The organism is Alteromonas sp. LMIT006 (genome assembly GCF_024300645.1).
GTDB lineage: Bacteria > Pseudomonadota > Gammaproteobacteria > Enterobacterales > Alteromonadaceae > Opacimonas > Opacimonas immobilis.
This window is the reverse complement of sequence record NZ_CP101291.1, coordinates 1,837,991-1,857,989: the sequence shown is the minus strand read 5'-3', so window position 1 is coordinate 1,857,989 and position 19,999 is coordinate 1,837,991. Positions and strand designations below refer to the sequence as shown.

20 protein-coding genes and 4 tRNA genes are annotated in these 19,999 nt (G+C 42.7%); 11 read left to right on the top strand and 13 right to left on the bottom strand.

The window, feature by feature from the left end; genetic code table 11:
* Position 1 precedes the first annotated feature (1 nt).
* From ccoO to rssA, 11 genes are all read left to right on the top strand, one after another.
* On the top strand, positions 2–607 hold the full coding sequence (gene ccoO / locus NLG07_RS08695) for a cytochrome-c oxidase, cbb3-type subunit II (protein WP_254855070.1): 606 nt from the start codon (positions 2–4) through the stop codon (positions 605–607).
* On the top strand, positions 607–783 hold the full coding sequence (locus NLG07_RS08690) for a cbb3-type cytochrome c oxidase subunit 3 (RefSeq protein WP_254855069.1): 177 nt from the start codon (positions 607–609) through the stop codon (positions 781–783). Before ccoO ends, NLG07_RS08690 begins: the two co-directional genes overlap by 1 nt.
* Positions 780–1,745 (top strand): cytochrome-c oxidase, cbb3-type subunit III, encoded by a 966-nt coding sequence (gene ccoP / locus NLG07_RS08685; RefSeq protein ID WP_254855068.1) that lies wholly within the window; start codon positions 780–782, stop codon positions 1,743–1,745. Before NLG07_RS08690 ends, ccoP begins: the two co-directional genes overlap by 4 nt.
* A 71-nt stretch (positions 1,746–1,816) precedes the next feature.
* Positions 1,817–2,323 (top strand): FixH family protein, encoded by a 507-nt coding sequence (locus NLG07_RS08680; RefSeq protein ID WP_254855067.1) that lies wholly within the window; start codon positions 1,817–1,819, stop codon positions 2,321–2,323.
* Positions 2,323–4,725 (top strand): heavy metal translocating P-type ATPase, encoded by a 2,403-nt coding sequence (locus tag NLG07_RS08675; RefSeq protein WP_254855066.1) that lies wholly within the window; start codon positions 2,323–2,325, stop codon positions 4,723–4,725. Before NLG07_RS08680 ends, NLG07_RS08675 begins: the two co-directional genes overlap by 1 nt.
* Positions 4,726–4,738: 13 nt before the next feature.
* On the top strand, positions 4,739–4,918 hold the full coding sequence (gene ccoS / locus NLG07_RS08670) for a cbb3-type cytochrome oxidase assembly protein CcoS (protein ID WP_254855065.1): 180 nt from the start codon (positions 4,739–4,741) through the stop codon (positions 4,916–4,918).
* A complete protein-coding gene (locus tag NLG07_RS08665; protein ID WP_254855064.1) occupies positions 4,911–5,564 on the top strand; it encodes a sulfite exporter TauE/SafE family protein in 654 nt (217 codons plus the stop codon). Before ccoS ends, NLG07_RS08665 begins: the two co-directional genes overlap by 8 nt.
* 64 nt (positions 5,565–5,628) lie before the next feature.
* The gene (fnr, locus tag NLG07_RS08660; RefSeq protein ID WP_254855063.1) at positions 5,629–6,375 is read left to right on the top strand and encodes a fumarate/nitrate reduction transcriptional regulator Fnr; all 747 of its coding nucleotides are present in this window, start codon (positions 5,629–5,631) and stop codon (positions 6,373–6,375) included.
* The gene (gene uspE / locus NLG07_RS08655) at positions 6,372–7,295 is read left to right on the top strand and encodes a universal stress protein UspE (RefSeq protein ID WP_254855062.1); all 924 of its coding nucleotides are present in this window, start codon (positions 6,372–6,374) and stop codon (positions 7,293–7,295) included. The genes fnr and uspE overlap by 4 nt, the downstream gene beginning before the upstream one ends.
* 46 nt (positions 7,296–7,341) lie before the next feature.
* On the top strand, positions 7,342–8,235 hold the full coding sequence (gene ttcA, locus NLG07_RS08650; RefSeq protein ID WP_303049200.1) for a tRNA 2-thiocytidine(32) synthetase TtcA: 894 nt from the start codon (positions 7,342–7,344) through the stop codon (positions 8,233–8,235).
* A gap of 7 nt (positions 8,236–8,242) precedes the next feature.
* Positions 8,243–9,142 (top strand): patatin-like phospholipase RssA, encoded by a 900-nt coding sequence (gene rssA / locus NLG07_RS08645; RefSeq protein ID WP_254855061.1) that lies wholly within the window; start codon positions 8,243–8,245, stop codon positions 9,140–9,142.
* A 13-nt stretch (positions 9,143–9,155) separates the two neighbouring features.
* Here rssA and NLG07_RS08640 read toward each other — a convergent pair whose 3' ends face one another.
* The 13 genes from NLG07_RS08640 to uvrY form a co-directional block, all read right to left on the bottom strand.
* Entirely contained in the window at positions 9,156–9,797 is a 642-nt protein-coding gene (locus tag NLG07_RS08640; protein WP_254855060.1) for a DUF2987 domain-containing protein, read from the bottom strand.
* Positions 9,790–10,668, bottom strand: a complete 879-nt coding sequence (locus NLG07_RS08635) for a glucosaminidase domain-containing protein (RefSeq protein WP_254855059.1) — start codon at positions 10,666–10,668, stop codon at positions 9,790–9,792. Before NLG07_RS08635 ends, NLG07_RS08640 begins: the two co-directional genes overlap by 8 nt.
* Positions 10,646–11,383 (bottom strand): hypothetical protein, encoded by a 738-nt coding sequence (locus NLG07_RS08630; RefSeq protein ID WP_254855058.1) that lies wholly within the window; start codon positions 11,381–11,383, stop codon positions 10,646–10,648. Before NLG07_RS08630 ends, NLG07_RS08635 begins: the two co-directional genes overlap by 23 nt.
* A gap of 34 nt (positions 11,384–11,417) precedes the next feature.
* Positions 11,418–12,071 carry a LysE family translocator gene (locus NLG07_RS08625; RefSeq protein WP_254855057.1) on the bottom strand — a complete coding sequence of 218 codons (654 nt, stop codon included), beginning with the start codon at positions 12,069–12,071 and terminating at the stop codon, positions 11,418–11,420.
* The gene (locus tag NLG07_RS08620; protein ID WP_254855056.1) at positions 12,064–15,156 is read right to left on the bottom strand and encodes an efflux RND transporter permease subunit; all 3,093 of its coding nucleotides are present in this window, start codon (positions 15,154–15,156) and stop codon (positions 12,064–12,066) included. Before NLG07_RS08620 ends, NLG07_RS08625 begins: the two co-directional genes overlap by 8 nt.
* A 2-nt stretch (positions 15,157–15,158) precedes the next feature.
* On the bottom strand, positions 15,159–16,226 hold the full coding sequence (locus NLG07_RS08615) for an efflux RND transporter periplasmic adaptor subunit (protein ID WP_254855055.1): 1,068 nt from the start codon (positions 16,224–16,226) through the stop codon (positions 15,159–15,161).
* Positions 16,227–16,316: 90 nt separating this feature from the next.
* Positions 16,317–16,392, bottom strand: a tRNA-Gly gene (locus NLG07_RS08610).
* A 17-nt stretch (positions 16,393–16,409) separates the two neighbouring features.
* Positions 16,410–16,496, bottom strand: a tRNA-Leu gene (locus NLG07_RS08605).
* A 23-nt stretch (positions 16,497–16,519) separates the two neighbouring features.
* Positions 16,520–16,594: transfer RNA gene (locus NLG07_RS08600), tRNA-Cys, on the bottom strand.
* 21 nt (positions 16,595–16,615) lie between these two features.
* Positions 16,616–16,691 (bottom strand) — tRNA-Gly (locus tag NLG07_RS08595).
* A gap of 163 nt (positions 16,692–16,854) precedes the next feature.
* The gene (pgsA, locus tag NLG07_RS08590; RefSeq protein WP_254855054.1) at positions 16,855–17,415 is read right to left on the bottom strand and encodes a CDP-diacylglycerol--glycerol-3-phosphate 3-phosphatidyltransferase; all 561 of its coding nucleotides are present in this window, start codon (positions 17,413–17,415) and stop codon (positions 16,855–16,857) included.
* Positions 17,416–17,434: 19 nt separating this feature from the next.
* On the bottom strand, positions 17,435–19,261 hold the full coding sequence (gene uvrC, locus NLG07_RS08585; RefSeq protein WP_254855053.1) for an excinuclease ABC subunit UvrC: 1,827 nt from the start codon (positions 19,259–19,261) through the stop codon (positions 17,435–17,437).
* Entirely contained in the window at positions 19,261–19,905 is a 645-nt protein-coding gene (gene uvrY / locus NLG07_RS08580) for a UvrY/SirA/GacA family response regulator transcription factor (protein WP_254855052.1), read from the bottom strand. The genes uvrC and uvrY overlap by 1 nt, the downstream gene beginning before the upstream one ends.
* Between the last annotated feature and the right edge of the window lie 94 nt (positions 19,906–19,999).

Below are 19,999 nucleotides of genomic sequence, written 5' to 3'. Positions count from 1 at the left end.
AATGAAAAATCCACATGAGTTAATTGAAAAAAATGTTGGTCTGCTAACCGTCTTGATTTTGTTCGCTATTGCCTTAGGCGCAATGGCTCAAATCACTCCTTTGATGTTTCAGCAACAAACCATGGAACCAGTGAAAGGACTGCGCCCTTACACTGCGTTAGAATTAGAAGGTAGAGATATCTATATTCGCGAAGGTTGTGTTGGCTGTCACTCACAGATGATCCGCCCATTCCGTGCTGAAACAGAGCGCTATGGTCATTATTCTGTTGCCGGTGAGTCGGTTTGGGAGCACCCTTTCTTATGGGGCTCAAAACGTACCGGTCCTGACTTGGCTCGCGTTGGCGGTCGTTATTCCGATGAATGGCATCGCGTGCATTTAATCAACCCGCGTGATGTGGTTCCAGAATCCAATATGCCTGGTTATCCTTGGTTAGAAGATACGGTATTAGACGGTAACTTGACGGCTAAAAAAATGGAAGTGTTCCGTGGTTTTGGGGTCCCTTACACCGATGAAGACATCGCTAATGCACAAGCTGAAGTCGCAGGTAAAACTGAAATAGAAGCTCTTATAGCGTACCTTCAACAACTTGGAACTCATTTAAAATAATGGATCAAGGAATTATCGGCAGTATTTTTACTGTCATCGTCTTCATCGCTTTCATTGGGGTTGTGTATTGGGCATTTAGTAAGCGCAATAAAGACCGCTTTGAAGAGGCTGCAAATCTAGTGTTTGACGATGAAGAGCCTAAACAGAATCGAGATAATCAGGAGTCAAACAAATGACTTTATTTTGGACAATATGGATATCAGTAATCACGCTCGGATCGATTATTGGTTGCTATTTATTATTGCGCTGGACACTTGCTAACAAGACTGGCGTAAAAGAAGGCGAGAACATGGGACATGAGTTCGATGGCATTGTAGAAATTAACAATGGCCTTCCACGCTGGTGGACGATACTTTTTTATATTTGTATCGTTTGGGGCTTTATATACCTTGCACTTTATCCGGGTCTTGGCAGCTTCAAAGGTTTATTGGGATGGCAGAGCTCTAATCAAACAGTATTGAGTTTGGAAGAGTCAGAAGCCTCTTTAAAAGCCTCTATCGAAAATGGTGATTTGATTCAGTACGATCGCGAGATTAAGTTTGCTAACGAGCGTTTTGATCCAATCTTTGCTGCTTATGCAGAAATACCGGTTGAAACTCTTGCCACAAACCCAGAGCATGCTGATGCGGTGAAAGTTGGGCAACGTTTATTTTTACAAAACTGTGCTCAATGTCATGGCTCGGATGCGCGTGGCCAAAACGGTGGCTTCCCTAATCTAACTGATAAAGATTGGTTGTATGGTGGTTCTGGTGACAAAATCGTACAAACATTGCAAAATGGTCGCAGTGGTATGATGCCAGCATGGTTAGAGTCATTTGGCGAATCTGGCATTGAAGAAATTGTCGAATACACATTGAGCCTCTCTGGCCGTGATGTTGACCCAGTTTTAGCAGGTAAAGGCAAAGCGCGTTACGTGGTGTGCGCAGCATGTCATGGAATGGACGGCAAAGGCAATCAAATGCTTGGCGCTCCTAACCTGACTGACAACGTCTGGTTATACGGTGGCAGTAAACGCGCCGTGACAGAAACGCTCAAGTATGGTCGCAATGGTGTCATGCCAGCATTTAATAAAACCTTAGGTGATGATAAAATTCACGTGGTTGCTGCATATGTATACAGCTTGTCTAACGAGAACTAAACATCATTATTAAGTAAGATTAAGCCTCGTTTTTACGGGGCTTTTTATTCTATGAACCGCGGAGAATAACGATGGCACCCCCATCCCCTATTGAAGATACAAAACCTTGGTATAAACATTTTTGGCCTTGGTTTTTGATTTGTGTGCCGCTCGCGTCGATGATTTTTTCCATCAATTATTTTCACCTTGCTGTGTCGACTGAAAACAGTCTTGTGGTTGATGATTACTATAAGGAAGGACGTGTGATTAATGCCCGTCTTGATAAAGTAGAAGCAGCTAGACAACTTGGGATCGAAACACAACTTGAAATTGAAAATGGTACTGTGGCGTTGACCTTTCTCCAAGGAGCCCCAGAATCTGGCGAAGCACTATCCTTAACCTTTTATCACACAACTCTGGCCGCCAAGGATTTTAGTATCATGTTAAGTCGAGATGCTAGCGGTGTGTATCGTGGTAATTTCGAGCAAGACATCACGAGTAAATGGAAAATTACGCTTATGCCATTGGACCAGACTTGGAAAATCCAGCAAATACGCTTTTTACCCCAAGCTAAGCCCTTTCTTTTTGTACCTGAGTGATGAATGTGAGCGCCTCGGATTGCTTTCACTGTGGGCTTCCAAACCCACCTGATACCAACTATCAAACGGCAGTATTTGATAACATAGAAACTATGTGTTGTCCGGGCTGTCTGGCAGTGACCGAAGCTATCGTTGAACATGGTCTCACTGACTATTACAAATTCCGCACGGCACCAGCCGCCAAAGCAGAAAACGGTTTAGAAGAACAAGCGATATTAGAACAACTATCGATTTTTGATGCTGCTGAATTACAAGCTGACTTTGTGACCGATGAAGGTCAATTAAAATCGGTTCAGTTAACTTTGGAAGGCATCACTTGTGCTGCATGTGGCTGGCTGATTGAAAGGCACCTGAGTAAAGTTGCTGGGATCAGCCAAAACTCAGTGAATGTCTCAACATCGCGAGCAATGGTCAAATGGGATCCGGCACACATAAGCTTGTCGGAAATACTCAAACAATTTGCGGCCATTGGCTATACCGCAAGACCGTTCTCGGCAGAAGAACACGAGCAGATGTATCAAGAACAGCATAAACGCTTTATCAAGCAACTTGGTTTGGCGGGTTTGATGACGATGCAAGTTATGATGCTATCGTTTGGCTTCTACTTTGACTGGTTGGGTAACATCGACGAGACCATGGCTGAGTATTTTCATTGGATCTCCTTGGTATTAACGACTCCAGTCGTCTTTTATTCTGGATCTACGTTTTATCTAGGTGCCATTCGTGCCCTACTCGCTCGTGGTGTCAATATGGATCTCCCAGTTTCCATTGCTATCCTAGGGACTTATTTTGCAGGAATAAAAGCAGTCATCTTAGGAGATGGCGATGTGTATTTTGAATCCATCTGCATGTTTATTTTCTTTTTGCTCAGTTCCCGCTTTTTAGAACATCGAGCTCGTTATCAAGCCACTGAGATCGCATCTAACTCGATGCAATATATCCCTTTATCCGCGCATCTTATTCAAGACAACCAGAACACAGAGATCGTTTTAGCCAAACAACTTAAACCAAACCAAACAGTGTTAGTCAAAGCTGGAGATACGATCCCCGTTGATGGGGTCATCATAGAAGGCACTAGTTTCATCGAAGAATCGATGTTGACAGGAGAGTTTGTTCCCGTCAGTAAAGCGCCTGGCGATAAGGTCTTTGGCGGCACACTGAATCAAGCTCAACCTTTGCAAATGATGGTTACGCAGACACTTGAAGAATCTTTGGTCAATAAAATAGCACGCTTGCAAGAGAGTGCAATGTCGCATAAACCGAAAGTAGCACAAATGGCAGACCGACTATCGCAGTATTTTGTCTTCGCGGTACTATTCATTTCAACCGTAACATTCTTTACTTGGTCTTATTTAGGTAACGACAATGCGTTTTGGATCACCGTATCAATATTGATTGCAACTTGTCCTTGCGCATTGGGTTTAGCTACCCCAAGTGCTTTAACAACCGCTATGGCTAGGTTACAAAAAGCCGGTGTTTTAATTAAACGAGCTGATACACTTGAACGCATTACCAAAGTCAATCATATCGTCTTTGACAAAACAGGCACTCTTACTACTGGAGCATTTAGTATTGCCCAAACATGGTATGCAGATGAAACGCAAAAAAATCTTATTGATTCAATTGTTGCTAGTATTGAGCAATTTTCTGAACACCCCATAGCACGAGCCTTTGAATGTAGTAATCCAATTAGCGTAAAAGACGTTAAAGTTGTGATCAATCAAGGTATTTGTGGTGAATATGAAGGGGCCTTGTACCGTATTGGAAACGCTAAATTTATGCCATGCGCTATCTCCAATCACATTCTCAATGCAACCGTTTTCGTAAGTAAAAACGAACAAATCATTGCTGCATATTGGCTCACTGACGCATTAAAGCCACACACAACAGAAGTTGTCTCAGCACTGGCTGACGCCTACTCACTTTCGATTATCAGTGGTGACGCTGCGAAACATGTATCCGAGGTTGCAGAAACTCTCAATGTCAAAGAAGCCCACCACGGTTGTCGACCTGAAGATAAGCTGTCTATCTTAACCGAATTACAATCCAGTAAAAAAGTCATCATGATGCTTGGTGATGGCATTAACGATGCGCCGGTTTTGGCACAAGCTGATGTCGCAGTGACGGTTGGCAATGCCTCGGATTTCACCAAACACAGTACGGATGTTATTTTGTTGCAAGAACACCTTGCTCAATTACCACTATTGACCGCTCTGGCAGCAAAAACCAAACGCACAATTAAACAAAATTTTATGTGGGCATTAGGATATAATGTCGTGGTATTGCCATTTGCAATTATGGGTGTCCTGACACCTTGGCAAGCTGCGCTTGGAATGTCTCTGAGCTCTTTAATCGTTGTCTACAACTCAGCGCGTTTATTGCGATTTAGACAACTTAACTAATGGATGTCACTTTATGAACATAATATATGTATTGATTCCCATTGCCATCATTATCGTTGCGGTCGCCATTGTTGCTTTTTTTTGGGCAGTTAAAAACAACCAATTCGAAGATTTAGAACGCCAGGGGCACAGTATCTTGTTCGATGATGATGTGACTCCCTCCCCTAAATCTGAACAACATAAACGTGATTGAATTACTTTTTACCGCATTTTTACTCGGTATCGCAGGTAGTACTCATTGTTTAGGAATGTGTGGCGGTATTGCGAGCAGTTTATTATTCAGTGCAAAACCCGATGTAGGGAAATGGATGCTGATCGCAGGATACAACTTTGGTCGTATTTTTAGTTATACTTTAGCTGGGTTTGGCGTTGCTTGGTTTGGCACACATATTGGTAATTCTGGATTAATTCCACTTAATTTTTTGCAAATTTTATCTGCCATTTTGATGTGCTTATTGGGACTTTATGTTGCGGGTTGGTGGTTGCTAATTCGACATATTGAACGCTTTTTTACGCCAATATTCAGCTTATTAAAACCCCTTTCGAAATATTTTTTACCTTTAGATAATGCTTTAAAAGCAATACCTTATGGAGTGATCTGGGGTTGGTTGCCTTGTGGTTTAGTCTATACAACATTAACTTGGACTTTAACCGTTTCTGAGCCTTGGCATGGTGCCCTTTTCATGATGTTTTTTGGGCTCGGCACTGCACCCGCCATCGTAGCTGTCGCGTTGAGTTCTGACCGTTTACAGCAAATATTATCCCACCCAACATCACGAAAAATTATGGGTGGTGTGATTATTATCTATTCAATTTCATTGCTATACTTAACAATATAGATGTAAATTCTATTATTAGATAACGATAATAAAAATTTACAACACTTAAGAGCGCGTGGTATTTATGAAAAATTCGGAACTTTCTATACACTGCCAATCATGCAGTTTTAGTCATTTATGTTTGCCGGTTTCCTTAAACTCTGACGAACTTGATTCATTAGATGATATCATTGAACGCAAGCGACCGTTACATAAGCATGATTATCTGCTTAGAGCGAATACGCCTTTCCGTTCGCTTTATGCCGTGCGTACTGGTTCATTCAAATCCTACGTGGCCACGGCTGATGGCCAAGAGCAAATTGTTGCTTTTCACTTACCAGGTGATTTGATTGGTTTTGATGCATTATCCGGTAATAGTTATACCAGTAATACCGTTGCTTTAGAAACGGCTATGGTTTGTGAGTTGCCCTATCAAACACTCAATGAAGTGGCAGAGCGCTTTCCTAAACTGCGCAATCAAATCATGTCGCACATGAGTGCAGAAATCGAGCAAAACCATCAAATGATGATGCTTTTAAATAAACGCACGGCACAAGAACGTCTACTTCATTTTTTGACACATTTAGCCAAGCGTTTTACTGAGCGTGGTTACTCAAGCAAAGAATTTAACCTGACAATGACCCGTAATGAAATCGGTAACTATTTAGGGTTAACGGTAGAAACGATCAGTCGATTATTAACACGCTTTCAAAAAGAACAGCTCATTAAAGTCGATGGTAAGTTAATTTCAATTTTAGATTTTGATGCGATGGTGATGCGTTCACAAGGAAAATTAGAGCAAGATAATCCTACACAACGCATGCTAGTATGATTAATTTAGAGTCCATTTTAGTCGTTATTGAGCCGAATCAGACGCAACAACCGGCGCTAATTCGAGGTTTATCATTAGCCAACAAAATCAATGCCAAATTAATGGTGATGCTTTCTGTATATCACGCTGGTTACGAGCTTAAACACATGCTCAGCGAGAAAGAGAGAGAAGAGTTTAGGGCTGAGTACATTGCAGATAGATACAGCTGGCTAGAAGACCTACTCGAGAAATATGAACTCCCACGAACCACGCTCACAGCGGTACATTGGCATCCGCGTGTTTATGAGTCTGTTATAGAAACTGCTCGCGAAGAAAAGGCGGATCTCATCATTAAGTCAATGAAGCATGATCCGGTAGTGACTTCTCCGGTCTTTACGCCTTTAGATTGGCACTTGATACGCAAATCTCCGTTTCCGGTGTTGCTCGTCAGTCAAACTCAAGAAACGCACTATGAACATATTGTCACAGCGGTGAATACCGGCTTTGAAGATCGTTCTCACTCACTGCTAAATGAAAAACTCACTGAATGCGCAGATGAAATTGCCAGTATTTACTCTAGCCAAGTGCACTTAGTAAATGCCTATCCATCCGTGCCCCAACCAATGAGTAAATCGACACAAAGTTTTACTTATTCAGTATTGGCGAGAGCGATTCAAAACCATCACTTCCAAGCACTAGATATGTTTGGTGATCGCTTCTCTGTTGCTAAGACAAACCGACATGTTGTTGAAGGAGAACCGCACGAGGTGATCCCTTCCGTTATTTCATCATTAAGTGCATCTTTGTTAGTCATTGGCAGTATTGGCGATATGGGAATGGCTTCCAAAACATTAGGTCAATCTGCAGAATTTATAATTGATAGTATTAAATGTGATGTTTTAGCAGTCAAACCGGATGGATTTGTTCCACCCTTACATTAACTGATATAATCGCGTCGATTCAATCACTAGGCATTAAGGCGCATGCATGTCTGATACATTAGCCACCGCAACAAAACCATCCACTTCCATCAACAAACTGATTAAACGCATTCGTCGCGAAACCGGTAAAGCGGTTATCGATTACAATATGATTGAAGACGGCGATAAAGTGATGGTTTGCCTCTCTGGAGGCAAAGATTCCTACACATTACTTGATACACTGTTGTATTTACAACGAGTAGCCCCGATTCAGTTTTCACTTGTTGCAGTCAACTTAGATCAAAAACAACCTGGATTTCCTGAACATATTTTACCCGAGTATTTAAAAAATCTTGGCGTCGATTTTCAAATAGTCACCGAAGATACCTATAGTATTGTTAAAGACAAGATCCCTGAGGGTAAAACAACTTGCTCTTTGTGTTCTCGTTTGCGCCGTGGCATTTTGTATCGCACGGCCAAAGAGCTTGGCGCAACCAAAATAGCATTAGGCCATCATCGCGATGATATGCTGGAGACATTATTTTTGAATATGTTTCACGGGGGTCGCCTCAAAAGTATGCCCCCAAAATTAGTCAGTGATAATGGTGAGCATATTGTTATTCGTCCGCTTGCTTATAACAAAGAACGAGATATAGAAAAATTTGCCCAATACATGGCGTTCCCTATCATTCCTTGTAATTTGTGCGGTTCACAAGAAAACCTCCAAAGAAAACAAATCAAAGCTATGCTTAATGAATGGGAACAGCGTTTTCCTGGTCGAATTGAGTCTATGTTCAAAGCAATGCAAAACGTGGTACCTTCGCATTTAGCTGATGGGCAATTATATGACTTTGCCGGCGTTTCCACACAACCTGGACCGGTTGCTATGGGAGATACTGCATTTGATGAAGCCCCAACGCAAATGCATAGTGACGAAAACGTACACATTATTACACTTTAAGGAATTTATGAAAATCGGATTAGCATTAGGCGCTGGTGCAGCTCGTGGCTGGGCGCATATAGGGATCATTGAAGCACTAGAAGAAATGGGTGTGCAAATTGATGTCGTCGCCGGGTGTTCTATTGGTGCATACGTTGGTTCAGCCTATGCAAGTGGTCATCTAGCAGACCTGAAAGAATGGGCCTGTAGCCTCAATGAATGGCAAATTTTAACATTACTCGGCGTGGGGATTAATACCGGAGGTATTGCCTCAGGTAAACGAGTGTTTGAAAAGCTAATGGATGAATTCAGTGTACCCAATTTTGCACAAATGCAAAAGCCGTTTGCCGTCACTGCCACGGATATGCACACCGGTCGAGAGGTGGTTTTTAAAGAAGGTGAAATTGGTGAAAGTATTCGAGCTTCTTGTGCGATCCCTGGCTTATTTGCACCGGTCAAATACCAAGGTCGTTGGTTAATTGATGGCGCTGTGGTCAATCCTGTGCCAGTTAACTTATGTCGTCAATTAGGTGCAGATGTGGTCATTGCGGTCAATCTTGCTGCCGATTTCCGCCCAGAGATGATTGAAAAATTTAGCGTTGAGCACACCGAGAGTCAGCGAAAAACTGATGAGTTTTTAGCGCGAAACACCTCACTACTCCGTTCTTGGTTTTCACCCGATAAGAGTAAAGAACAAGACTCTCCACCAGGGATAATGAGTGTAATGTCCAGCGCATTGGATATTATGCAAGCACGAGTAACACGCTCAAGACTCGCAGGTGATCCACCTCATATTTTAATTGAGCCTCATTTGCGCAATGTGGGAATATTAGAATTTAATCGTGCTGAAGAACTGATACAAAATGGTCGAGAAGCGGTCGAACGTCTGTCAGAACAAATTGACTATCAGTTAAGTTACGTTCGTTGACGAACACGATTCGTTATCGTTGTGTCAATGCGGTTATGCGTAACGGTTTTTCAGGGAGTGATAATTCCGTTAAACCTTTGATTTGCTGAGAGTCTATGCGTAATACACCCGCAACAATAGAAACGTCATCAGCGATTGGTTGCGATAACGACTCATCGCTAAAGTGTATTTGTAAACCGGTCACTTGAGGCATCATAAACGACATAAAGCCTCCCATTTCATTAAAGAAATTACGATATTGCGAGAGAATGATGTCTAAGTCAGCCCTAGAATAATTGTATTTTAACCACTGTGCAGTCGTTTCAAGCTGTACCGACATATCACATTGATTTTTGGGTGCATCCACCTCAATACGGACCAACGCATCAGCCATTTTTAAGGCTTTCTCAAAAGGGACGGTAAAACGTTGTTCTGGTGTAATCGCTACAGGAAGGACTTGCTTATCCGTGATGACCTCGCCTTTCGTAATCGTGCAAAGAGATTGCTTCTTTGGCACCTTCAAAAAGCCAAAAGCAAACTGCAAATGCTGCGTATCCTCATTATCAAGTTTGCGCAAATGACTATAGAGATCTTTGTATGCAATTTCGATAGTATCGGCATATAGCCAAGGAGACATTAACACCAAGATGAATGGTATAAAAACATTTTTACTCATGTAGAAACTCACGGTTAAATTCAAGCATATTTCTTAACTCATCAATGTATGCATCGCCACGTTCTGAATACGCTTTTAATCCGTCAATCATAGCATAAGACAAAGCAAAACTATCATCCGACATTTGTCGGGCGCGAATATCTCGCATCTCACGATATGCTCTGTTGCGATTTAAATTCAATTTATAGCGATACATGGCTTTCGCCAATGAATCAAAACGTGCCACTTCGTGGTTCATACCTTCAATACGTTGATTGGGAATAAAACCGCATCCTGTTTGATAGCACCATAATCCAAAAAAATTGTACCCTTTACGAGCAAAACGCGAAGTACCCCACCCCGATTCGTTTGCGGTTTGTACTTGCACTAACGGAGTTGGAATAGGTGCAACACGATGCAGAAGGCGCTTAATCATCTCAGGTTGTGGTGCATTTTTTACTCGATAGGTGTGACTCAAATAATTAAATGCAAGTTGTTCAGCGGTACTCAGTGATGGCTTGTTTTGAATAGATATCAAGAATTGGCGCTGGATAATAATAATTTGATTAATGCGTTTAGACATCTGCCCAATGTATTCGAAATAAGTCGATTTCTTGCTTTTAACATCTGAGATTTGTCCAAATTGAGGAATGGGCTTACCTTGACTAAAATTAGGAACTAATTGAATCTCATGGTCATTGAATACGACACCAAAAGTAGCCTCATTTCCCGCTTTGAGTATTGCGTTTGTAGTATCTAGGTAGCCAGTCTCAATCGTTTTAATTGGTGTTTGGCTAGTTTTTGTAAGATTAATGAACGGGTAAAGCACACACCAAAGCAATATTGCCCAGAATATAACAAGGGCGATTTTATGCCACAAAGGTTTCGTCATCTTTATGCTCTTCTATTCGATCAATGGGATCGGAAATCTCACCGTAACTAAACAAATCCATGTATATTTTTCCTTTTAATACATAAAAAAACGGCACAAAGTACAGTAGCAAAATACCAAAACTCAATACGCTTACAAGCATTGACAGGAACATGACGCCAAATAAGATTATAAACTGACTGAGATAACGATTCACCATCTGCACCGATAACTGAATAGCCGCAATGGGACGCATATGTTTTTCTGCCATCAATGGGAGTACAAATCCCGTCGCAAGGTAGAGATACAATCCTGGAATGATTAACAGCATCAGGCCAATACTGGTCAGCAAAGAAATCAGTAAGCCAATCAGTCCCAAAGAAAATATTCGTGGATAATATGACAAAACATCGACCGGTTTAATCGATTTTTTAGCAGCAGTGCGCAATCCCATAAGTAATAGACCAACCGATAAAGGGGCAGCAAACACTGTGGCTAACACCTCAATTTGCATCATCGTATGATCTGGGACATTGAACGGGTCTGTGACCTCAAATACGCTCAGTAGAATCATGGCAAAGACCATCAACAAGACTAATGCAATAGTCGCTCCACCGAGGATAGGTAGCCAATTACGTATTGTTGTTTGATGGGCAAATTGCAGCAACGCTCTGATGTCAAACGCGTATTCGCCACTCAGATTTTTTTGAATAAGTGAGGGTTCGTTGTATTGCATGATTCTTCTTAATATAGCCTGGAGTAACAGTCGCCTAAAATAACGATAGCAGTTCTTGATACAACAGAGACGCTCCCATAAAAATCAGGACTGCCCCCATCACTCGATCAATTTGCTGTCGATAACGCTGTAACCAAACGTCAATTTTTGCATTTGATAATAACATACTCAAAACGATAAACCATAATCCCGTCGCAATCGCTAAGTATATGCCGTACATCATTTTTATCGATAATGGTGTCTCAAATGACACCACCACAGAGAACAAGGATAAGAAAAACAAAGTGGCTTTGGGATTTAATCCGTTGGTAATAAAGCCAACGCGAAAAGCCTGGATAATAGGCAATTGCTTGGTCACTTCCTTGTTTACTTCTTCAGACTCAGCTGATGTTTCTTGAGCAGAAGCACGCAAAGCCCCAATACCAATAAAAACAAAGTACCCTGCCGCAATAAATATCAAGCTTTGATATAACCACGGCGTGGTTTTGATCAGTAGTCCAATACCTAACAGGCTATAGGCGACGTGCAATAAAATGCCGAAACCAATGCCAATACTGCACCAAATAGCAATTTTTCGACCATGTGAAATGGCATGTCGCACAACGACTGCAAAATCAGGCCCTGGACTGGCCACAGCAATGAGATGTACGCCAGCGAGTGTGAAAAATTCCATCCAATACTCAGACATCGTTGGTCTCTGTTACTGTCTTATTGTGCTCCTTGGCAAGGAGCATATATAAGGTGGGTAAAGACAATAAGGTCAATAGTGTACCTACAAACATTCCCGCGACTAATACAATACCTATACTGTTACGAGCCTCCGCTCCCGCCCCAGTAACTAGTAATAAAGGAAGATGACCCAGTACAGTAGCGGCGGTCGTCATTATTACCGGACGCAGTCGGGTTTGAGCCGCTTCGGTAATTGCTTCAAGCTTGGCCGCACCTTGCCTCTGCATATGTTTCGCAAACTCTACAATCAAGATCCCATTTTTGGCCACCAAACCCACTAACGTAATAAAGCCGACCTGAGAGTAAATATTAATGGTAGTAAAATCCAAAAACGTGAACATCAACGCAGCGGATAACGCCACGGGTACTGAACCGAGTAAGACCACAAGCGGGTCGCGAAATGAATTAAATTGAATGGCTAACACCAAAAAGACAAAGACAATAGCTAACAGCAGCACATCTTCAAGTTGATTACCGTCACGACGAATTTCTCTCGATTCACCTGCGTAGTCTAGACTGTAATCTGACGGAATGATACGACTGGCAATCTCTTCTAAGCGAGAAAGGCCCGCTTCTTTGGTAATGTCTGGTCGGGTGCCAGCAAAGATCCTAAAAGCATTTTTTTGTTGGAACTTAGACAGGACACGAGGCCCTACTTCCATCTCAATATGCGCAAAATCAGAGAACGTCACAGTTTGCCCTTGACCAATATCGACAGGCAATTGCAACACTTGTTCTAAAGAGCGCTGTGATTGCTCTTCCACCATTGGAATAACGCGATATGCCTTACCTAATTGATCAAATCGATTCACAAAATTACCGGATAACAAAGTACTCAATTGCTCGGTTACCTCTGCGACGGTTAAACCGTACTGAGCGATTTTGTTTTTGTCAAAGCGGATCCGAGCCAACGGCAAATCAATTTTCAAATCGGAATCGACAAATAAAAACTCACCGGTCGCGTTCGCTTTAGCAAGGATTTCATCCACATATCGTTGCATATCTGCATGCGAATCGGTGCTTTGCACCACTAGCTCTACGGCAAAATTACCTGCCGTAGGTAAGGCCGAATCCAATACCGGAAACGCTTTTAAACCAGGTACAGTGTTGAGTAAAAAAAATGCATCCCAGTATATATCTTGAATTTTGCGTTCGCGTTTGTCTGGCTCTACAAACTCCATACCGCCAAAGGTGGCGCCAGGATTCACCAGTTGCCACATGAAAGTCGAGCCTTCAATGGTGGATAAGGTATCGACTATGGTGTCCATGTGCTCAACACTGTATGCGAGAGATGCATCAGGCGGCGCTTCAACGATAACAGAAATACTGGCCTGATCTTCGGTTGGAGCGAGTTCTTTAAGCGAGACCAAATAAAAGGGTACGCTTAATAAAGAGATAAACACCACCATAAAAATAATTTGGTTCCGCCATGTCAAAGACCATTGCAAATAGCCACCATATACTCGTTGCAACCAATCAAAGCGCAGGTTCACCCAGTTTGTCAGTCGTCCTTCACGGCCTTGTTCAGGATTGCTGTAGGCGCTCATAATAGGAGATAAGGTAACCGCGACGACGCAAGAGAGAATGACGGCAATGGCAAGAGTGAACGCAAATTCTTTGAACAGAGCCCCCGTCAACCCACCCAAAATACCAATCGGCGCATAGACTGCGGCCAAGACCACAGTGGTGACCACAACAGGTGCAAAAAGCTGTCGTGAGCTAATTAAAGCCGCGTCAATGCGCCCCATGCCATTGCGCATGTGACGACCGACGTTTTCAACCACAACGATAGCATCATCAACAACTAGACCTACCGATAAGACAATGGCAAGAACCGTTAACAGGTTAAGACTGAATCCCATCCAATGAATGGCTGCTAAAGCGCCCAAAATGGAAATTGGGATCGTAACTAACGGCACTAATGCCGTACGCAAAGATCCCATCATAAATAACACGACTAAACCAACAATCAGAATGGTTTCAGCCAGAGTACCAAAGATTTCTGAGAGGGCACTGCGCATATACAAGGTACCATCATAGCCGTCTTTAATTTGCATACCCTGTGGTAAAACTTGATTAATTTTGGCAACACGTTGATACACTTCATCGCCAATTTGAATTTCATTTGCCCCAGGTACAGGCCAGATCGACAGATACAACACCGTATCGTAATCAAGACGCGCTGCATCTTGCCCTTCATCCTCACCTAGCTCAACTCGAGCAATGTCTGTTAAACGAATGATAGAATCATTGCGCTGAGCCACTACCAATTGTTCGAATTCAAAAGTATCCGCGAGATTGGTAGCTGTAACGAGTGATAGGCGCTGTTCATTGTTTTCAGTCTGCCCTAAGGTGGCAAGTAAATTATTGGCACGTAAAGCTTGGGCAACTTGTGCTGCACTAATGTTAAGTGCCTGTAACTGATTCAGGTTTAACCATATGCGCATGGCTGGTGCACGAGCGCCTTCAATACCCACTCTTTGTACACCAGGAATCGTTGATAGTTCGGGTACTACTTGTCGAGTTAGATAATCCGTCGCTTCGGTACGAGTGATGCGATCATCTGCATCGCTAAAATCCACCGTCAAATAAAACACTGCAAATGGCCGATCCGCTCGAACGACTTGTATAGCAGGGTCTTCTGCTCCAGCAGGCAGTTCAAAACGAATTTGATCAATTCGGGCCGATAATTCGGCTAACGCTTTGGCGCTATCAACATTGAGATTGAGCCAGACGGTTACCCGGCTCAAACCTGGAGTTGTCGCACTGTCCACATAATCCACACCAGGCACAGTTGAGGCTGCGCGTTCAATAGGATCGGTAACAAACCCCTGCACCACTTCTGCCGAAGCACCGATGTATGGTGTGGTGATCTGAATGGAAGCACTGGCAATTTGAGGAAATTGCAACACGGGTATATTGGAATACGCTCTTAAGCCAACCAAGAAAATAGTCAATGAGATCACGATGGCTAAAATCGGTTTGGTAGAAAAAATATCCAACCAACGTTTTTGTAAAAACGGCTGTAACTCTCTCTGGTTCATGGTTACTGACCTTGTTGAGCAAGGTTTACTAATATGCCATTGCGCAATTTAAACGCACCGATATTGGCAATCTGAGTCCCCGCGGGCAAAGACAGTTCAATGAAGCTGTGACCATCACCTTGAGATAACACGACAACGTCTTCACGTTTAGCTCTTAATTTACCGTCTTCATCTGTATCAAGCACAAACACATAACTGCCTAATGCATCATAGCGCAAGGCGGTATTCGGAATGTCATACGCATCTATCACATTGGGAGATTGCAACTTGACTTGAACAATCATGCCAGGCACCCATTCGTTGATGTTTTGTAGCTGTGCTCGAATGGATAAATTACGCGAGATATTATTGATACTGGTGCTTTGTGAAAAAACGCTGGCAGGCAACGAGATACTACCATTAGTCACGGCGATCGTGTCCTTTAGCCAATCGCGCTTGTTAAGCGGGATTGCAAAATCTACCCACAGCCCCTGCTCCACATTCACCAGTTCAACTAAGGCGGTGTTAGCATCCACAAATTGCCCTATTTCTAATGAGTGCAAACCTAAACGACCGTTAAATGGGATTTTGATTTGTTTTTTGGCAATACGGGCTTCAATTGCTTGCGCTTGGGCTTGTGCCACAGCCAGTTCTGCTTTCACGCGATCAAGTTGTTGTTGACCGGTTGCGCGTTGTTCAACTAATTGTTGCGTGCGCTTGACGTCTAAATTTGCTAACTGGATTTGTGCTTTAATGGCATTGAGCTCTGCGATTTCTTGGGCGGCATTAATTTGCAAGAATACATCGCCACTTTGCACCTGAGCATTACTTGAAAAATTAACTCGCTCAATTAACCCGCCAACTTCAGCTGTCAAAATAACCTGTTGTGGCGCGAGAATAGTACCAGATACCGTATATTGCTGTGCATACTGAGTTGGCTGAAGAGTAAACCGCGTAACCGTCTCACTCGGCTCAGGAAACGACTCACCAAAAGCGATAGCAGTTTGAATTTGTGAAAATTTAATAAAACCTAATAATGCGAATATACCGGCTGCAACAACCAAAGTAATCAGCCATTTTCTGATTTGCATAATAAGATACGTGTTCCGTATAAATATGATGTAACTATATACTAAAAAAAGAGAAAAAAGATTATTTTTGGATGGGTTTAGGAAGAATTTTGGAGCGGGTAACGAGGCTCGAACTCGTGACCTCAACCTTGGCAAGGTTGCGCTCTACCAACTGAGCTACACCCGCATACAAAATCTAAATAATGGTGCCCGGGGGCGGACTTGAACCGCCACGCTCTTACGAGCGAGGGATTTTAAATCCCTTGTGTCTACCAATTTCACCACCCGGGCGTATCTTAAAACGCTTTATAGAATGGAGGCGCCGACCGGATTCGAACCGGAATAGTACGGATTTGCAATCCGCTGCATCGCCATTCTGCCACAGCGCCATATTGTACCAAACGTTAATTTGGAGCGGGTAACGAGGCTCGAACTCGTGACCTCAACCTTGGCAAGGTTGCGCTCTACCAACTGAGCTACACCCGCATCAATGTCGAATCATGTGACTCATCAATTGAGTGCGTGCATTCTACCTTTCACAGCAAAACTGTCAACAAGAAAACGTGATTTTTTTGCAGTTTGGCTAAAAAAATGAAGCGAATGAGGGTATTTTAGCCAAAACGTTGATTTATGCATCAATCACCCTCTTTTACTGTGTTAATGTTGACCAACCCGCCCGTGCGTATTCCCACATCGACCATACAGACAATATCGCAGCTATATATAAAAGACCATAACCCAGTGTCACCCAATACAGGGGGAAACCCATGAAAGATTCTAATCCGGACAATAAACCAATCAGCGCTAACATTTGCGCAGTGGTTTTTAGTTTACCTAACATACTGACTTTGACTTTATCGGTTGCACCTTTTTGACTCATCCAATCGCGTAATGCAGAGACAAATATCTCTCGAGCCAAAATGATCATTGCAGGAATAGTGATCCACAAAGTGGCATAGGTATGAGTTATCATGATTAACGCAACGGTCACTATGAGTTTATCAGCGACGGGATCTAAGAATGCACCAAAAGGCGAACTTTGCTGAAGCTTTCTGGCCAAATATCCATCGAACCAATCAGTGATCGCAGCCAACCAAAATACAAACGCCGCGAGTTCATGTGCATATTGGATATCCAAAAAATAAATCGTCACAAAGATTGGGATCAAAGCTACTCGAAAGAGAGTCAACATGTTAGGGATTGTCATCATGACGGTTACTGCGTATTACTTAATTATGTAGGTGATCATATATAATTTCGGCGAGTTCCGCACTAATTCCTGGGACTTTTTCTAATTCACTGCGACTTGCCTTTTTCAAGCCTTGCAGACCGCCGGTATATTTGAGTAGGCTTTGTCGTTTTTTCGGCCCTACTCCCGGTATGGACTCTAATGTCGATGTGGTTTTGACTTTTTGTCTTCGCGCTCTGTGACCTGTTATAGCAAAGCGATGTGATTCATCACGTATATGTTGAATAAGATGCAAACCAGGATCATCAGGAGACATTGGAATGGTTTCTCGACTATAGGCCATTATCAACGTTTCTAGACCCGCTTTGCGACTGGTGCCCTTAGCCACGCCAATTAACAGCGGTTTCTTTGCATAAGGCCATTGCGCAAAATGGGCTTCTGCTTGGCTCAACTGCCCTTTGCCACCGTCTATAAAAACAATATCAGGAATCTTTGTTTCATCTTGCTGTTTGTATTTGTAGCGACGACTCAGCACTTGAGCCATGGCAGCATAATCATCTCCGGGCGTAATCCCCTCAATATTGTATCGTCTGTAATCGGAGGTTGTAGGGCCATCGCGATTAAACACCACACATGAAGCGACCGTTTGTTGCCCTGATGTGTGAGATATGTCGAAGCACTCCATGCGCTGAATGGGTTCATCAAGCTCAAGGGTTTCCTCAAGAGATAAAACCCGCGCATGTACGGACTTTTGTGCGGCTTGTTTACTGACCAAGGCGTTTTCTGCATTTTTGTTGGCAAGCTCGAGATATTTGCGTTTTTCCTCACGAGCGCCAGTGTAGAACTTCACAACATGTCCCGCTTTACTTCTCAACGCATCGGCAATGGTATCTAATTCATCCAACTTCATTGGTAACACTATGTGTTTGGGTATACCTTTATTACCCGACAAATAGAACTGAACCACAAACGAACGGAACACTTCTTCACTATCCAAAATGCTGGGGACTTTGGGAAAATAGGATTTTGAGCCCAATAATTTACCATCGCGAATGAATAAGACCTGCACACAAGCATTGCCCGCAATATAAGCGTAACCAAACACATCCATCTCGGTGTCTGAACCACTCACCCATTGCTGTTCTTGCACTCTACGTAAAGCACTGATGCGATCGCGATAGCGCGCAGCGGCTTCAAAATTAAGATTGTGGCTCGCATCTTCCATGCGTTTTACAAAATTACTGATGACTTGCTGGTCTTTTCCTTTCAAAAATAACTTCGCCATTAACACTTGCTCTGTATATTCCTCATCCGATACATGGCCTTCCACGCATGGTGCCGAACACCTTTGCATTTGATACTGCAAACACGGACGAGAACGAGCTCGATAATAAGCGTCTTCACATTGACGTACTTGGAAGATTTTTTGAAACGATCTTAAGCTTTCTTTGACTGACCACGCACTGGGGTATGGACCATAATATTCCCCTGCAGCCTTTTGTGGACCACGATGCATGCCTATCTTCGGGTGCTTATGTGCTGAGATATGAATAAACGGATAAGATTTATCGTCTTTAAGTAAGACGTTGTATTTTGGTTTGTATTGCTTAATGAGGTTATTTTCAAGAATCAGCGCTTCAGTTTCACTTTGCACAACCACAATTTCGATTTTTGCAATATTGGCAACGAGGGCTGCGGTTTTTTTGTTGTCGTAGCGTTTTCGAAAATAACTTGAGACGCGTTTATGTAGGTTTTTGGCTTTACCAACATAAATAACCGCATCCTCAGCATTATACATTCGATAAACGCCGGGGTGATGAGTAAGGTTGTCTAAGAAGGATTGATAATCAAATTCAGTCGATGGCATTACACGAATTCGGAAGAAATCAACTTATAGCGCAAGGCCAAGTGAGTTAATTCTACATCCGTGTTGATATCCAGCTTATCGAACATGCGATAACGGTAAGTATTTACAGTTTTTGCTGAAATATTGAGCGATTTAGCAATCTCGGGGACACGCTGTCCTTTTACTAACATCAATGTAATTTCGAGCTCACGGTCGGATAATTGCTCAAAAGGATTCGCATCGTCAAAGTCCAATTTGCCAATAGCTATTTGTTGAGCAATATCAGGAGCAACATACTTTTGTCCAGCATGAACCTTTTGTATGCAGCGGATCATTTCTTCCGGTTCAGCATCTTTGGTTATGAAGCCGAATGCGCCCATATGCATAACTTTGCTCGGAATGGGGTTTTCAGTATGCATTGACAAACAAATGACGCGCGTATTTTCTGGCAATCGCGCGATTTGTTTCGTTGCTTCTAAACCACCGATGCCTGGCATATTGACATCCATCAATACAATATCCGGTGCATCTTTACGACATATACGTATGGCTTCCTCGCCAGATTTGGCTTCAGCAACCACCTTAAAATCAGGTACTTCTTGCAAAATTAAACGTAATCCAGCACGCACTAATTCGTGATCGTCTACCAATAAAATTTTGACCATGTCCATGTTCCTTGTTTTGACAAATAGAATATACAACTTGTTATCGCCTAAATACAGTTTTTTGTAAATAAATATGGTTATCGAAAAAAGTTTT

What these genes read in the sequence shown, in the direction of transcription:
- rssA (WP_254855061.1), top strand. Translation starts at nt 8,243, where the DNA reads ATGAAAATCGGATTAGCATTAGGCGCTGGTGCAGCTCGTGGCTGGGCG.
- NLG07_RS08640 (WP_254855060.1), bottom strand. Translation starts at nt 9,797, where the DNA reads ATGAGTAAAAATGTTTTTATACCATTCATCTTGGTGTTAATGTCTCCT.
- ccoO (WP_254855070.1), top strand. Translation starts at nt 2, where the DNA reads ATGAAAAATCCACATGAGTTAATTGAAAAAAATGTTGGTCTGCTAACC.
- uvrC (WP_254855053.1), bottom strand. Translation starts at nt 19,261, where the DNA reads ATGCCATCGACTGAATTTGATTATCAATCCTTCTTAGACAACCTTACT.
- NLG07_RS08690 (WP_254855069.1), top strand. Translation starts at nt 607, where the DNA reads ATGGATCAAGGAATTATCGGCAGTATTTTTACTGTCATCGTCTTCATC.
- NLG07_RS08675 (WP_254855066.1), top strand. Translation starts at nt 2,323, where the DNA reads ATGAATGTGAGCGCCTCGGATTGCTTTCACTGTGGGCTTCCAAACCCA.
- ccoS (WP_254855065.1), top strand. Translation starts at nt 4,739, where the DNA reads ATGAACATAATATATGTATTGATTCCCATTGCCATCATTATCGTTGCG.
- NLG07_RS08620 (WP_254855056.1), bottom strand. Translation starts at nt 15,156, where the DNA reads ATGAACCAGAGAGAGTTACAGCCGTTTTTACAAAAACGTTGGTTGGAT.
- NLG07_RS08630 (WP_254855058.1), bottom strand. Translation starts at nt 11,383, where the DNA reads ATGCAATACAACGAACCCTCACTTATTCAAAAAAATCTGAGTGGCGAA.
- uspE (WP_254855062.1), top strand. Translation starts at nt 6,372, where the DNA reads ATGATTAATTTAGAGTCCATTTTAGTCGTTATTGAGCCGAATCAGACG.
- NLG07_RS08680 (WP_254855067.1), top strand. Translation starts at nt 1,817, where the DNA reads ATGGCACCCCCATCCCCTATTGAAGATACAAAACCTTGGTATAAACAT.
- NLG07_RS08615 (WP_254855055.1), bottom strand. Translation starts at nt 16,226, where the DNA reads ATGCAAATCAGAAAATGGCTGATTACTTTGGTTGTTGCAGCCGGTATA.
- fnr (WP_254855063.1), top strand. Translation starts at nt 5,629, where the DNA reads ATGAAAAATTCGGAACTTTCTATACACTGCCAATCATGCAGTTTTAGT.
- ttcA (WP_303049200.1), top strand. Translation starts at nt 7,342, where the DNA reads ATGTCTGATACATTAGCCACCGCAACAAAACCATCCACTTCCATCAAC.
- ccoP (WP_254855068.1), top strand. Translation starts at nt 780, where the DNA reads ATGACTTTATTTTGGACAATATGGATATCAGTAATCACGCTCGGATCG.
- NLG07_RS08625 (WP_254855057.1), bottom strand. Translation starts at nt 12,071, where the DNA reads ATGTCTGAGTATTGGATGGAATTTTTCACACTCGCTGGCGTACATCTC.
- NLG07_RS08635 (WP_254855059.1), bottom strand. Translation starts at nt 10,668, where the DNA reads ATGACGAAACCTTTGTGGCATAAAATCGCCCTTGTTATATTCTGGGCA.
- pgsA (WP_254855054.1), bottom strand. Translation starts at nt 17,415, where the DNA reads ATGATGACAATCCCTAACATGTTGACTCTCTTTCGAGTAGCTTTGATC.
- uvrY (WP_254855052.1), bottom strand. Translation starts at nt 19,905, where the DNA reads ATGGTCAAAATTTTATTGGTAGACGATCACGAATTAGTGCGTGCTGGA.